The 13,544-nt window shown below is 64.7% G+C and carries 9 protein-coding genes and 1 tRNA gene; 6 read left to right on the top strand and 4 right to left on the bottom strand.

From position 1 onward, the window contains the following. Nucleotides 1-232: 232 nt before the first annotated feature. From ABIB90_RS18545 to ABIB90_RS18520, 6 genes are all read left to right on the top strand, one after another. Nucleotides 233-868 (top strand): ATP-dependent Clp protease proteolytic subunit, encoded by a 636-nt coding sequence (locus tag ABIB90_RS18545; RefSeq protein WP_007603501.1) that lies wholly within the window; start codon nucleotides 233-235, stop codon nucleotides 866-868. Between the two features lie 441 nt (nucleotides 869-1,309). Beyond that, a complete protein-coding gene (gene clpX / locus ABIB90_RS18540; RefSeq protein ID WP_007603503.1) occupies nucleotides 1,310-2,581 on the top strand; it encodes an ATP-dependent Clp protease ATP-binding subunit ClpX in 1,272 nt (423 codons plus the stop codon). Nucleotides 2,582-2,905: 324 nt separating this feature from the next. Then, nucleotides 2,906-5,329, top strand: coding sequence for an endopeptidase La (gene lon / locus ABIB90_RS18535; protein WP_007603504.1), 2,424 nt, complete (start codon nucleotides 2,906-2,908; stop codon nucleotides 5,327-5,329). A 70-nt stretch (nucleotides 5,330-5,399) separates the two neighbouring features. Continuing rightward, entirely contained in the window at nucleotides 5,400-5,804 is a 405-nt protein-coding gene (locus ABIB90_RS18530; protein ID WP_354164312.1) for a GFA family protein, read from the top strand. 63 nt (nucleotides 5,805-5,867) lie between these two features. After that, nucleotides 5,868-5,944: transfer RNA gene (locus ABIB90_RS18525), tRNA-Val, on the top strand. Between the two features lie 128 nt (nucleotides 5,945-6,072). Beyond that, nucleotides 6,073-6,933 (top strand): class I SAM-dependent methyltransferase, encoded by an 861-nt coding sequence (locus tag ABIB90_RS18520; protein WP_354164079.1) that lies wholly within the window; start codon nucleotides 6,073-6,075, stop codon nucleotides 6,931-6,933. 120 nt (nucleotides 6,934-7,053) lie between these two features. On the opposite strand, the gene ABIB90_RS18515 is transcribed toward ABIB90_RS18520, so the two are convergent. The 4 genes from ABIB90_RS18515 to ihpA are packed head-to-tail and all read right to left on the bottom strand — an operon-like array spanning nucleotide 7,054 to nucleotide 13,496. After that, the gene (locus ABIB90_RS18515; RefSeq protein WP_354164081.1) at nucleotides 7,054-8,022 is read right to left on the bottom strand and encodes a cation diffusion facilitator family transporter; all 969 of its coding nucleotides are present in this window, start codon (nucleotides 8,020-8,022) and stop codon (nucleotides 7,054-7,056) included. A 2-nt stretch (nucleotides 8,023-8,024) separates the two neighbouring features. Continuing rightward, entirely contained in the window at nucleotides 8,025-11,243 is a 3,219-nt protein-coding gene (locus ABIB90_RS18510) for an efflux RND transporter permease subunit (RefSeq protein WP_354164083.1), read from the bottom strand. Continuing rightward, complete coding sequence (ihpB, locus tag ABIB90_RS18505) at nucleotides 11,236-12,225, bottom strand: divalent metal ion exporter adaptor subunit IhpB (RefSeq protein WP_354164085.1); 990 nt, start codon at nucleotides 12,223-12,225, stop codon at nucleotides 11,236-11,238. The genes ABIB90_RS18510 and ihpB overlap by 8 nt, the downstream gene beginning before the upstream one ends. Further along, a complete protein-coding gene (gene ihpA / locus ABIB90_RS18500) occupies nucleotides 12,222-13,496 on the bottom strand; it encodes a divalent metal ion exporter subunit IhpA (RefSeq protein WP_063996134.1) in 1,275 nt (424 codons plus the stop codon). The genes ihpB and ihpA overlap by 4 nt, the downstream gene beginning before the upstream one ends. Nucleotides 13,497-13,544: the final 48 nt, after the last annotated feature.

Raw genomic sequence — 13,544 nt, 5'->3', positions numbered from 1 at the left:
GGCTGGGCCTCTTTGTACGAATCAGCTTCAACTGCCTCACGGATTAAGCCTTAATTCGCTCCGCACTTGTCAGGCGCGAATTGGGCTATATCTGTCGCTACGCCTTCTGCTTCTACCAAGTTCTTCTACCAAGTTCCTGCATCACGGGACGTCCATCGGCCTTCCGGCAGATCCAGCCCCGACTGGCAGCCGGGCCTGGCGATGTCCGCCTCTTCAAAACCCTAGGTGACTCATGCGCGATCCGGTTGAAACCTACATGAACCTCGTGCCCATGGTGGTCGAGCAGACCAACCGTGGCGAGCGCGCCTACGACATTTTCTCGCGCCTTCTGAAAGAGCGCATCATCTTCCTGACCGGGCCGGTCGAGGACGGCATGTCGACGCTGATCGTCGCGCAGCTGTTGTTCCTTGAGGCGGAAAATCCGAAGAAGGAAATCTCGATGTACATCAACTCGCCGGGCGGCGTGGTGACGTCGGGCCTCGCGATCTACGACACCATGCAGTTCATTCGTCCGCCGGTCTCGACGCTGTGCACCGGCCAGGCCGCCTCGATGGGCTCGCTGCTGCTCTGCGCCGGCGAGAAGGACATGCGCTTCTCGCTGCCGAACGCGCGCATCATGGTGCATCAACCTTCCGGCGGCTTCCAGGGCCAGGCCACCGACATCATGCTGCACGCCCAGGAAATCCTGAACCTGAAGAAGCGGCTCAACGAGATCTACGTGAAGCACACCGGCCAGACCTACAAGGCGATCGAGGACGCGCTGGAACGCGACAAGTTCCTGACCGCGAGCGACGCCAAGGAGTTCGGTTTGGTCGACAGGGTCATCGACAAGCGCGCCGAGGAAACCGCGGCGCCGAAGACTCCGTAGCACTACTGTGACGGCGAACCCTCCGGGATCGCCGGCACCGTCAGGGAGCGTTCACGTTAAGGACACGTGCGCGCGTCGCAAAACGCAGTTTTGCGCCCTGCGACAGGCAGAAAGTTCCGCTTTCGTGCCTGTTTTTCGTGGCAATCCAGCAACGCCGGGGTGATTTCGATCACTTCGCCCGTGCCAAGACCGGAAATCACGGTATTGTCACGGGTAGCCGGCGCCCCCCGATTAGCGAATTCTTGATAGTCGGGTGACAGCATGGTTCGCTACGACTGATCGGCTATGGTCGCGGAGAATCGAGTGACCGTGATTCGCACGGCATGCAACGCGTAGGGTCTTTTTTGGTACGGAATTTGCTCTATTTGAAGGACTGTACCGGCTGTCGTGCCGGAATAGGGCGATCGAGCGGACGGGATCGAACCGCGGACGGAGACATGAATGAGTAAGGTCGGCACGAGCGACTCCAAGAACACGCTGTATTGCTCGTTCTGCGGCAAGAGCCAGCACGAAGTTCGCAAACTGATCGCGGGTCCCACGGTCTTCATTTGCGACGAGTGCGTCGAGCTCTGCATGGACATCATTCGCGAGGAGAACAAATCCTCGCTGGTGAAGTCGCGCGACGGGATTCCGACGCCGAAGGAAATCTGCAAGGTGCTGGACGATTACGTAATCGGACAGAACCATGCGAAGAAGGTCCTCTCGGTCGCGGTGCACAATCACTACAAGCGCCTCAACCACCAGACCAAGCACAACGACGTCGAGCTTGCGAAGTCGAACATCCTGCTGATCGGTCCGACCGGTTCGGGCAAGACGCTGCTCGCGCAGACGCTCGCCCGCATCCTGGACGTGCCGTTCACGATGGCGGATGCGACGACGCTGACCGAAGCCGGCTATGTCGGCGAGGACGTCGAGAACATCATCCTGAAGCTGCTCCAGGCCGCCGACTACAACGTCGAGCGTGCCCAGCGCGGCATCGTCTATATCGACGAAATCGACAAGATCAGCCGCAAGTCCGACAATCCCTCGATCACGCGCGACGTGTCGGGTGAGGGCGTGCAGCAGGCACTGCTCAAGATCATGGAAGGCACGGTGGCTTCGGTCCCGCCGCAGGGCGGCCGCAAGCATCCGCAGCAGGAGTTCCTGCAGGTGGACACCACCAATATCCTGTTCATCTGCGGTGGTGCGTTCTCGGGCCTCGAAAAGATCATCTCGGCACGCGGACGGTCGACCTCGATCGGTTTCGCCGCCCAGGTGCTCGCGCCGGAAGACCGCCGCACCGGCGAAATCTTCCGTCACGTCGAGCCGGAGGATCTCCTGAAGTATGGCCTGATCCCGGAATTCGTCGGCCGTCTGCCCGTCGTGGCGACGCTGGAGGATCTGGACGAGGCTTCGCTCAAGAAGATCCTGGTCGAGCCGAAGAACGCGCTGGTGAAGCAGTACCAGCGGCTGTTCGAGATGGAGAACATCGAGCTGACCTTCGCCGACGAGGCGCTTGGCGCGGTGGCCCGCAGGGCGATCGAGCGCAAGACCGGTGCGCGCGGGCTGCGTTCGATCCTTGAGGCGATCCTGCTCGAGACCATGTTCGACCTGCCGGGCCTCGAAGGTGTGGAAGAAGTCGTGATTTCCCGCGAAGTTGTGGAAGGAACGGCGCGTCCGCTCTACATCTACGCCGATCGGTCCGATCGCGCCGTCGAGAACGCCAGCGCCTGATTTTACGGCGCTGGAACGCTCCAATCGTCTCCCCAGGTAAGGGCTGCGGAAAATATCTCCGCAGCCGGTGTTGTGTCGCTTGTTCGCGTGCGTAAGCGCCTGATGGCGCGCGTCTTTCAATGACTTGACACCCCCCGGGTCGATAGCCACCTAATGTCGGCGGCGAGCAAAAATTCTCTTCAAGATTCGCCTCAGTTCCGATCCGGCAGGCCGGTCCAACCTCAGAAGGACCGACCGGTTTTGCGGATCACCTCGGCACCTTGTGGCGGTTGCGCATGAGCATGGCGGGCTGCGTGCAAGGGGGCAAAGCAAAAGGAAAAGGCCATGACCAATCCAAAACCCAGGCCAACCATCGTTCATGGCGAAACGCACGCCTATCCCGTGCTGCCGCTGCGCGACATCGTCGTCTTCCCGCACATGATCGTTCCGCTCTTCGTCGGCCGCGAGAAGTCGATCCGCGCGCTCGAAGAGGTGATGAAGAACGACGCGCTGATCATGCTCGCGACGCAGAAGAACGCGTCCGACGATGATCCGGCACCCGATTCCATTTACGAGACCGGTACGCTTGCCAGCGTGCTCCAGCTCTTGAAGCTTCCCGACGGCACCGTGAAGGTGCTGGTCGAAGGGCTCGAGCGGGCGCGCGTGCAGAAGTACACCGATCGCGCCGACTATTACGAAGCGACCGCGATTGCGCTCGCCGACACCGATGCGAAGTCGGTCGAGGCCGAGGCCATGGCGCGCTCGGTCGTGTCCGACTTCGAGAGCTATGTAAAGCTCAACAAGAAAATCTCGGCCGAGGTCGTCGGCGTCGTGCAGGCGATCACCGATTTCGCCAAGCTCGCCGACACCGTCGCCTCGCATCTCGCCGTCAAGATCGCGGATCGCCAGGGCATCCTGGAGACGCTGTCGGTCACGCAGCGCCTGGAGAAGGTGCTGGGCCTGATGGAGAGCGAGATCTCGGTGCTCCAGGTCGAGAAGCGCATCCGCTCGCGCGTCAAGCGCCAGATGGAGAAGACCCAGCGCGAGTATTATCTCAACGAGCAGATGAAGGCGATCCAGAAGGAGCTCGGCGACGACGACGGTCGCGACGAGCTCGCCGATCTCGAAGAGAAGATCTCCAAGACCAAGCTCTCCAAGGAAGCGCGCGAGAAGGCGCAGCATGAATTGAAGAAGCTGCGCCAGATGTCGCCGATGTCCGCGGAAGCGACCGTCGTGCGCAACTATCTGGATTGGCTGCTGTCGATTCCGTGGAACAAGAAGTCCAAGGTGAAGAAGGATCTGGAAGCTGCGCAGGCGGTTCTGGATGCCGATCACTACGGGCTGGAGAAGGTCAAGGACCGCATCGTCGAGTATCTCGCCGTGCAGTCGCGTGCCAACAAGCTGACCGGCCCGATCCTGTGCCTCGTCGGCCCTCCTGGTGTCGGCAAGACCTCGCTCGGCAAGTCGATCGCGAAGGCGACGGGGCGCGAATTCGTGCGCGTGTCGCTCGGCGGCGTGCGCGACGAGGCCGAGATCCGCGGTCACCGCCGCACCTATATCGGTTCGATGCCCGGCAAGATCATCCAGTCGATGCGGAAGGCGAAGTCGTCCAATCCGCTGTTCCTGCTGGACGAGATCGACAAGATGGGCGCCGATTTCCGCGGCGATCCGTCCTCGGCTTTGCTCGAGGTCCTCGACCCCGAGCAGAACGCGACCTTCAACGACCACTATCTCGAGGTCGACTACGATCTCTCCAACGTGATGTTCATCACGACCGCGAATACGCTCAATATTCCCGGGCCGCTGATGGACCGCATGGAGATCATCCGGATCGCGGGCTACACCGAGAACGAGAAGGTCGAGATCGCGCGCAAGCACCTGATCCCGAACGCGGTGTCCAAGCACGGCCTGGACTCCAAGGAGTTCTCGATCGACGACGACGCGCTGCTGCTTCTGATCCGCCGCTACACCCGCGAAGCGGGCGTGCGCAATTTGGAGCGTGAGCTCTCCACACTCGCCCGCAAGGCGGTGAAGGAGCTGATGATCTCCAAGAAGAAGTCGGTCAAGGTCACCGAGAAGACTCTGGAAGAGCTGCTCGGCGTGCCGAAGTACCGCTACGGCGAGATCGAGAGCGAGCCGCAGGTCGGCATCGTCACCGGCCTTGCCTGGACCGATGTCGGCGGCGAGTTGCTGACGATCGAAGGCGTCATGATGCCCGGCAAGGGCAAGATGACGGTCACGGGCAATCTGCGTGACGTCATGAAGGAATCGATCTCGGCGGCGGCGTCCTACGTCCGCTCGCGCGCGATCGTCTACGGCATCGAGCCGCCGCTGTTCGACCGGCGCGACATCCACGTGCACGTGCCGGAAGGCGCGACGCCGAAGGACGGTCCGTCGGCGGGCGTGGCGATGGCCACCGCGATCATCTCGGTCATGACCGGCATCCCGGTCCGCCACGATGTCGCGATGACCGGCGAAATTACGTTGCGCGGCCGCGTGCTGCCGATCGGCGGCCTGAAGGAGAAGCTGCTGGCTGCTGCCCGCGGCGGCATCAAGACGGTGCTGATCCCCGAGGACAACGCCAAGGATCTCACGGAGATTTCCGATGCGATCAAGGGCGGCATGGAGATCATCCCGGTCTCGCGCCTCGACGACGTCGTTGCCAAGGCGCTGGTCAAGAAGCCGGTGCCGATCGTCTGGGAAGAGGACACCAAGGTGACGGTGAAGCCGGACGGCGACGAAGCCGCCGGTGGCCTGACCGCTCACTGAGATCGCAGCTCGAAAAGATGATAAAACGGCGCCTTCGGGCGCCGTTTTTGCTGTGGGGCAGCGGATGACAATGCACATCGACGGGCAATGCCATTGCGGCCAGATTACCTTTGAAGCCGAGATCGACCCCGAGACGGTGTCGGTCTGCCACTGCCGGGACTGCCAGACCCTAACGGGATCGCCGTTCCGGGTGACGGCGATCTGCACCAAGTCCGACGTCAAGCTGACGGCCGGTACGCCCAGGATCTACGGCAAGCGCGGCGACAACGGCCGGATGCGCTTCCAGCACTTCTGTGCCGACTGCGGTTCCCCGCTATTCACGAGCGGCGAGGGCGACCAGGAGGACGATTGGGGCATCCGCTGGGGCAGCATCCGCCAGCGCGACAAATTGCGGCCCGTCAGGCAGATCTGGTGTCAGTCGGCGGCAGTGTGGATCGACGCGGTGCCACTGCTGCCGGGCCGGCCGGGAGATTGAGGCCGAGGAAGTGCAGTTCCGCGCTTGCCCGTTCGGGCTCGGTGGGGATAAAGAAGCGGCGAGGGGCGGTTAGCTCAGCTGGTTAGAGCATCTCGTTTACACCGAGAGGGTCGGGAGTTCGAATCTCTCACCGCCCACCAGCCTTTGCTCGCGTCGCGAGCTTCGGCTCGGCGAGCCAGCCTCACACTTTATTGGCACGAAGCGAACGAAGGCTGCCGCGCCGAAGCCAATAGGCGCAGGCGGGCGATACCGAGCCACAGAGGCCCCAATGGAACACCCTAGCGGACACGAGCAGAACGCCGACCAGATCGCTTACTGGAACGGCCCCAGCGGACAACGCTGGGCCGATCGCCATGCGGCGCAGGAGAGCCTGCTCGGGCCCATTGCCGACGTGCTGATCGCCCGCGCCAGGCCGACGCCGGGCGAGCGCGTCCTCGACGTCGGCTGCGGCTCCGGCGCGACCACGTTCGCCTTCGCGAAGGCTGTCGCGCCTGATGGCTTCGCGCTCGGGCTCGACGTCTCCGAGCCGATGCTGTCGCAGGCGCGAGCGTTTGCGCCAAAAGGCCTGCCGCTCGATTTCGTGCTGGCGGATGCGACGGTCTATCCATTCGAGCCGGCAAGCTTCGACCTGCTGGCCTCGCGGTTTGGCGTGATGTTCTTCGCCGATCCGATTGCGTCCTTCACCAATCTCCGTCGTGCTCTGAAGCCGTCGGGACGGCTGGCGTTCGCCTGTTGGCGCGAGCCGAAGGAAAATCCCTGGATGATGGCGCCGTTGATGGCGGTCTACAAACACGTTCCCAAGATGCCGCCGGTCGGGCCGGAAGAGCCGGGCCCGTTCGCCTTCGCCTCGGAAGAGCGCGTGACGCGCATCCTGAAAGGCGCGGGCTTCGTCGACGTGGCGATGGAGCCGCACAATCTCGCGATGGATGTTGCGATCGGCGGCGGGCTCGATGCCGCGGTCGAGGGCTCGCTCCAGATCGGTCCCGCCAGCCGCGCGCTGCAGGGCCATCCTCCGGAGATGTATGCCGCGGCAAAAGCCTCGATCCGCGAAATGCTCGCGCCGTTCCTCAAGGGGCAGAGCGTGGCGTTGCAGGGCGCGATCTGGATCGTCACGGCGAAGGCGGCGTAGGCGCCGCTCTGTCCCCGTCATTGCGAGGAGCTCTTGCGACGAAGCAATCCAGACTGTGTCCGCGGAGGCAGTCTGGATTGCTTCGCTGCGCCCGCAATGACGAGTCGCGACTGGCGAATGCTACACCACATCATCGGGCGCCAAGGCGCAGCCATTGTCCGGGTGCGTCTCGACCTGAAGGGTGGTGTGGCCGATGCGGTGGGAGCTCTTCAGCATCTGCGCGGTCTCCATCAGGAATGCATCGCCGGCGGCGCCGGTGGGCATGACGAGATGGCAGGTCAGCGCTGTCTCGGTGGTCGAGATCGGCCAGACGTGGAGATCGTGGATCGCAGTTACACCGGGCCTCCCCAGCAGAAGGATCTTGATCGCGGCAATGTCGGTGCCCCTGGGCGCTGCCGCCATCGACATGTCGATGGAGCCGCGGAGCAGGCTGGTGGTGCTCCAGAGGATGGTGACGCAGATGACGAGGCTGGTGACGGGATCGAGCCAGAGCCAGCCGGTCCAGATGATCAGCGCCGCCGAGATGACGACGCCGAGCGAGACCGCGGCATCGGCCGCCATGTGCAGATAGGCGCCTTCGATATTGATGTCGTCCTTGCGTCCGCGCGCGAACAGCATGGCGGTAAAACCGTTGATGAGGATGCCGATGCCGGCGACCACCATCACGGTGATCCCGGCGACCGGCTCCGGTTCGCGCAGGCGCAAAAACGCTTCCCAGCCGATCGCGCCGGTTGCGACCAGCAGGAACACCGCGTTCGCCAGCGCCGCCAGGATGGTGGAGGCGCGCAGGCCATAGGTGAAGCGGCCGCTGGGCGCGCGCCGCGCCGCAATCGACGCGCACCAGGCCACGACCAGGCCGAGCACGTCGGAAAGATTATGGCCGGCGTCGGCGAGCAGGGCCGTAGAGTTGCCGATGTAGCCGTACACGGCCTCGGCCACGACCAGCGCGGTGTTGAGCGAAATGCCGATCGCGAACGCCTTGCCGAAACTGGCGGGTGCGTGGACGTGCGCATGGCCAGCACCATGATCGTGACCATGATCGGCACTGTGATCATGGTGATGATGACCGTGATGGTCGTGGTTGCCCACCTCTACCGCTCCCCGGAAGCTGCCAGATCAGGCGCCATTGTAGGCCTTTCGGCGCCCCCGTCACGGCGGAACAGCACGTAGAGCGCCGGCAGCACCAGCAGCGTCAGCACGGTCGAGGAGATGATGCCGCCGATCACCACGGTCGCGAGCGGCCGCTGCACCTCGGCACCGGCGCCGGTCGCAAGGGCCATCGGCACGAAGCCGAGGGACGCCACCAGCGCCGTCATCAACACCGGACGCAGGCGTGTCAGCGCGCCCTCGCGCACCGCGTCAACAACGGGGTGCCCCTCGCTGCGCAGCCGCTCGATGAAGGCGATGATCACGAGCCCGTTGAGCACGGCCACGCCCGACAGCGCGATGAAACCGACGCCAGCGCTGATGGATAGGGGAATGCCGCGCAGCAGCAGCGCCATGACGCCGCCGGTCAGCGCCAGCGGCACGCCGGAGAAAACGAGCGCCGCATCCGCCGCCGATCCCATGCCCATGAACAGCAGCAGGAACACGAGCAGCAGCGCCACCGGCACCACCAGCGTAAGCCGCTTGGTGGCGGAGACCAATTGCTCGAACTGTCCGCCCCAGCCGATCCAGTAGCCCGGCGGCAGTTTGACCTTCTCCGCGACAGCCGCCTCGGCCTCGGTGACGAAGGAGCCGAGGTCGCGCGCGCGGACATTGGCGGTGACGACGATGCGCCGCTTGCCGTTCTCGCGGCTGATCTGGTTCGGGCCGGGCGTCGCATCGACGGTTGCGACCGACGACAGCGGCACATAGCGCATCTGGGCGAGGGGGGAGCCGGGCAGTGCCGTCCGGATCGGCGCACCGATTGTTGCTTCCTCACCGGGCGGCAGAGGGATCGGGATCGCCCTGATGGCTTCGAGATTGCCGCGCAGATGTTCCGGCAGGCGCACGACGATGTCGAAGCGGCGGTCGCCCTCGAACAGCTTGCCGGCGGACTTGCCGCCGACCGCGATCTCGACGATGCCCTGCACCTCGCTGATGCTGAGCCCGTACCGGGCGAGTGCCTGGCGGTCGAGACGAACCGTGAGGATCGGCAGGCCCGAGACCTGCTCGATCTTGACGTCGCTGGCGCCGCGGATGCCGCGGATCGCAGCCTCCACCTGTTTTGCCGCGCCTTGCAGGATGTCGAGATCGTCGCCGAAGATCTTGACGCCGACGTCGCTGCGCACGCCGGAGATCAGCTCGTTGACACGGAATTGGATCGGCTGGGAGATTTCATAGGCGCTGCCGGGGATGTCGTCGGCGGCACGGTCGATGGCCTCGATCACCTCGGCTTTGGGCCTGCCGGGGTCGGGCCATTCGGCGCGCGGCTTCAGCATGATGTAGCCGTCGGTCTGTGCCGGCGACATCGGGTCGGTCGCGATCTCCGCGGTGCCGATGCGGGTGAAGAACTCCTTCACCTCCGGAATCTGCTTGATGCGTTTTTCCAGCGCCTTTTGCAGGTCCAGCGACTGGGTCAGGCTGGTGCCGGGAATCCGGATCGAGGCCAGCGCAACGTCGCCTTCGTCCAGGCTCGGAATGAACTCACCGCCCATGCGCGCGGCGGCAACGCAGCTTGCGACCACGATGATGGCGGCTATGATTGCGACGCCGAGGCGATGGTCGATCGCCAGCCGGAGCAGGGGGAGATAGGCGCGCTTCGCCAGCCGCATGAACAGGTTTTCGTGTTCCGACACCTTGCCGGTGACGAAGATGGCGACCGCGGCCGGCACGAAGGTGATGGAGAACAGCACCGCGGCGGCCAGTGCCATCAGCACCGTCAGCGCCATCGGCGTGAACATCTTGCCTTCGACGCCGGTCAGCGTCAGCACCGGCAGGTAGACCACCGCGATGATCAGCGTTCCGAACAGGCTCGGCTTGATCACCTCGCTCGACCCGCGCCGGATCGCGCACAGCCGTTCGGAGATCGTGAGCAGGCCGCCTTTCTCGCGCTGGGCCTCGGCCAGCATGCGCAGGCAGTTCTCGACGATGATCACGGCGCCGTCGACGATGATGCCGAAATCGATTGCGCCCAGGCTCATCAGGTTCGCACTGACCCTGGTCTCGACCATGCCGGTGACCGTCATGGCCATGGACAGCGGAATGACGCAGGCCACTACCAGCGCTGCGCGGATGTTGCCGAGGATCAGGAACAGCACGGCCACGACCAGGGCCGCGCCTTCCACCAAATTGTTCTCGACGGTGCGGATGGTGGCTTCGACCAGATCAGTGCGGTCGTAGACGGTCCGCGTCACGACGCCGTCGGGCAGCGATTTGGCGATCTCCTCGAGCCGGGCCGCGACACGGCGCGCCACGGTGCGGCTGTTTTCGCCGATCAACAGCATGGCGGTGCCGAGCACGGTTTCCTCGCCATCGCGCGTTGCGGCCCCCGTGCGCAAATCGCGGCCTTCGGTGACGGTCGCGATGTCCCTGATCCTGACGGGATTGCCGCCGCGCGAGCCGATGACGATGTCCCTGATTTCGCCGACATTGCCGACCTGGCCCGGCGAGCGAACCAGATACTGCTCGCCATTACGCTCGATATAGCCGGCGCCGACATTGGCATTGTTGGCGGCGAGCGCCGTCATGACGTCGCGAAAGCCGAGCCGGTAGGCCATCAGCTTGCCGGGATCGGGGAGCACGTGGAATTGCCGCTCGAAGCCGCCGATGGTGTTGACCTCGATCACCCCCGGCACGTTGCGAAGCTGCGGCTTGATGATCCAGTCCTGCACGGTGCGCAAATCGGTCAGCGAATAGTCGTGACCGCCTTGCGTCTTCGCGCCCGCCTTGGCCTCGACGGTGTACATGAAGATTTCGCCGAGCCCGGTCGAGACCGGTCCCATCGCGACCTCGACGCCGGCCGGAAGCTGGTCCTTTACCTGCTGGATCCGTTCGCCGACGAGCTGGCGGGCAAAATAGATGTCGGTGCCGTCCTTGAAGACGACCGTCACCTGGCTCAGGCCATAGCGCGACAGCGAGCGGGTGTAGTCGAGTTTCGGCAGCCCACCCATCGCGGTCTCGACGGGGAAGGTGATGCGCTGCTCGGTTTCCAGGGGCGAATAGCCGGGCGCACGGGTGTTGATCTGGACCTGGACGTTGGTGATGTCAGGAACGGCGTCGATCGGCAGGCGCTGGAAATTCCAGGCGCCGAAAGCGACGACGCCGAGTGCGAGCAAGAGGACCAGCCAGCGCTGCTGCAGCGAGACCGCGATGAGGCGCTCAATCATGCTCGGCCTCGCCCTTGCCCATCTCCGCCTTCACGACGAAGCTGTTTTCCGCGACGTAATGCTCGCCGGCCGATAGTCCGGCCCTGATCTCGACATGGCGGGAATCGGAATCGCCAAGCTCCACGGGGCGCGCCTCGATCTTGTCGCCGTCCTCGCGGACGAAAACGATGGTCCTGTTCTCCAGCGTCTGGATCGCGCTTTTGCGCACGGCGACCGCGACGTCGCGCGCGGCGAGGATCAGCCGTGCAGTGACGAACAGGCCGGGACGCAAGCGCCCGTCGGGATTTGGCAGCACCACGCGCGCCAGCGCGGTCTGGGTCTCGCTCGAGCCGATCGGGGCCATGTAGGAGATGGTGCCCTTGATCTCGCCGCGGCCGTCGTCGGGATCGATCAGCACCTCGTCGTTGAGGCGAACGCGCCGCAGATCCTGCCGGTAGATCGACAGGTCGACCCAGATGGTCGAGAGATCGGCGACGACGAAAGCCGGCTTCTGCTCGGAGGCGTATTCGCCGAGCGAGATCTGCCGCTCGATGATGGTGCCGGCAAGCGGCGCCTTGAGCTCGTAGACGGTGAGGCTCTGGTTGCTCTCGATCGCGGCGAGCAGATCGTCCTTGCCGACCTTGTCGCCGATGCGCTTCTGGATCGATTTGGCGACGCCGGGAAAGCGCGGCGTCACCTGCACCACGGCTTCCTGGTTGGCGCGCAGGATGCCGTTGAAGGCGAGCGTGTCGGTCAGCGTGACGCTCGCGGCTTCCGCCAACGTTACGCCGGCGGCTGCGAGCTTGATGTCGGAGATGCGGATCCGGTCGGCGCCGTGCTCGTCCTGCTCGACATGGTCGTTCGGCTTCTCCGGCTTCTTGTCCGTGGCGTGTTCGGCATGCTCGACCCTGGCCGGGCCGAGCAGGGAATAGCCGTAAGCGCCAAGTGCGGTGCCAAGCGCGGCGGCAACGAATGCGACGAGGATGGTGGAGGACGTCTTCATCGTGCGCTCTCCCGCGCCAGCGTGAAGGGGTTGCCGACGAGGCCTTCGATGGTCGCCACCCCCGCGTGGAAATTCTGCAGCGCCTCCTGCTCGCGCAGCCGCGCCTGGGTGACGCTGGCCTGGGCGTCGAGCACTTCGAGCAGACTGAAACGGCCCTGGCCGTAGCCTTGAGCAATGGCGTCAGACGCTTCGGTGGCCTTGGGAATGGCGCTCTCGCGCAGCACCGCAAGCTCGCGCAGCGAGCCCTGGAGCGAGTCGTAGGCGCGGCCGGCGACCACGATCAGCGTGTTGCGGTTGGCCTCGCGCTCGGCCTTGGTCTTGGCAAGGCTCTCCTGCGCCGAGAGGATATTGCCCTGGTTCTGGTCGAACACGGGGATCGGCACCGAGACGGTGAGGCGCGCCGCGTCGTCATTGGTCTCGTTGAAATGGCGCCAGCCGGCGGCGATCCGCACGTCGGGATAGGGCCGCAGCCGCGCCAGCAACAGCTCGGCATTGCGCTGGGCATAGATCGCGGTCCAGCGCACCAACTGCGGATTGGCATCGATCGCGGCGACGACCGACTGGAATGTCGGCGGCCGTCCCATGGTGTCGAGCCGTCCGGAGACCTCGCCGAATTTCGGAGCCGCGTCGCCCATCAGGACTGCAAGCTCGCGCCGGGCGCTGGCCAGCGTCGCCTTGAAGCGCTCGCGATCGGCCTTCACCAAGGCGGATGCCACTTCCGCACGGCCGGTCTCGGCCGGCGAAGAGGCACCGGCCTCGACGCGGCGGCGCAAAAGCGGCGTCAGCCGGTCAATGGCGGTGATCTGCTCGTCGAGGATCTGGATGCGCCGCTGTGCGCCGAGCACGCTAAGGAAGGCAATCGCGGTCTCCGACAGCACCTCCAGCCTGACGGCCTTGCGCTGGATCGCGGCGACCTCGATGCCGGCGACACCCGCCGCAATCCGCGCGTCGCGCTTGCCGAACAGCTCGAAGGCTTGGCTGATCTGCAGCGTGGTCTCGGCCGATCGCGTGCCGCGATAGATGCCGGACCCGAACGAATTGTCCTGTTCATAGGTCAGCTCCGGATTGAGAAGCGCACCTGCCTGGATGCGCTGGCCCGTGGCGATGCCGACATCGCGCTCCGCCGCAGTCAGCCGCGGGCTCGTGGCCAGCGCGCGCGAGAGCGCGCTCCGCATCGTCAGAGTCTGGGCGTGAGACGGCGCAAGCGCCAATCCGGCAATCAGACACGCTGCCGCGCACGCCAGGCGCGCGGCCATTCCCCTGCAAAACATGAAACCGACCTGTAAATGATGACCGAATGGGCGCGCGCGGCGCCCGAC

The sequence above is a fragment of the Bradyrhizobium sp. JR4.1 genome (assembly GCF_040548605.1).
In the GTDB taxonomy this organism is placed as follows: domain Bacteria; phylum Pseudomonadota; class Alphaproteobacteria; order Rhizobiales; family Xanthobacteraceae; genus Bradyrhizobium; species Bradyrhizobium canariense.
Note: the sequence above shows the minus strand (reverse complement) of the source record. Positions and strands in the feature narration are given on the sequence as shown.

Bases quoted from the DNA above. Each gene is read 5' to 3' on its own strand.
- ABIB90_RS18545 (WP_007603501.1), top strand. From the start codon at position 233: ATGCGCGATCCGGTTGAAACCTACATGAACCTCGTGCCCATGGTGGTC.
- clpX (WP_007603503.1), top strand. From the start codon at position 1,310: ATGAGTAAGGTCGGCACGAGCGACTCCAAGAACACGCTGTATTGCTCG.
- lon (WP_007603504.1), top strand. From the start codon at position 2,906: ATGACCAATCCAAAACCCAGGCCAACCATCGTTCATGGCGAAACGCAC.
- ABIB90_RS18530 (WP_354164312.1), top strand. From the start codon at position 5,400: ATGCACATCGACGGGCAATGCCATTGCGGCCAGATTACCTTTGAAGCC.
- ABIB90_RS18520 (WP_354164079.1), top strand. From the start codon at position 6,073: ATGGAACACCCTAGCGGACACGAGCAGAACGCCGACCAGATCGCTTAC.
- ABIB90_RS18510 (WP_354164083.1), bottom strand. From the start codon at position 11,243: ATGATTGAGCGCCTCATCGCGGTCTCGCTGCAGCAGCGCTGGCTGGTC.
- ihpB (WP_354164085.1), bottom strand. From the start codon at position 12,225: ATGAAGACGTCCTCCACCATCCTCGTCGCATTCGTTGCCGCCGCGCTT.
- ihpA (WP_063996134.1), bottom strand. From the start codon at position 13,496: ATGTTTTGCAGGGGAATGGCCGCGCGCCTGGCGTGCGCGGCAGCGTGT.